Genomic DNA, 391 nt, shown 5'->3' with positions numbered 1-391 from the left:
CGCCGCACAGTGCTTTGGTGTGCTGTCACGAAAAGCAAATGCGGAGTGGGTGTTAGAGGGCGACATTCAAGGCTGTTTCGACAATATCAGCCATGACTGGTTGATCGCCCACATCCCCATGGATAAGGCGATTTTGCAGAAATGGCTCAAAGCCGGTTACGTCTACCAGAACGAGCTATTCCCCAGCCACACCGGAACCCCGCAGGGAGGCATCATTTCTCCGGTGTTGGCCAACATGACGCTGGATGGTTTGGAAGCGATGCTGGCGAAGAAATTCCCCAATGCAAAGTGGACAGGCCGAAAGATGCGCGTGGTGCGTTATGCAGATGACTTCATCATCACTGGCTTTTCGAAAGAGTGGCTGGAGAATGAAGTAAGGCCCGCCGTGGCT

The 391-nt window shown here is 53.7% G+C and carries 1 protein-coding gene; it reads left to right on the top strand.

The features are described from left to right. On the top strand, nt 1-391 hold a 391-nt coding region (locus E3W21_RS28750; protein ID WP_256661689.1), incomplete at both ends, for a reverse transcriptase domain-containing protein.

The organism is Pseudomonas sp. F01002, from assembly GCF_004402115.1.
GTDB classification, from domain to species: Bacteria; Pseudomonadota; Gammaproteobacteria; order Pseudomonadales; family Pseudomonadaceae; genus Aquipseudomonas; species Aquipseudomonas frigoris.
Note: the sequence above shows the minus strand (reverse complement) of the source record. Positions and strands in the feature narration are given on the sequence as shown.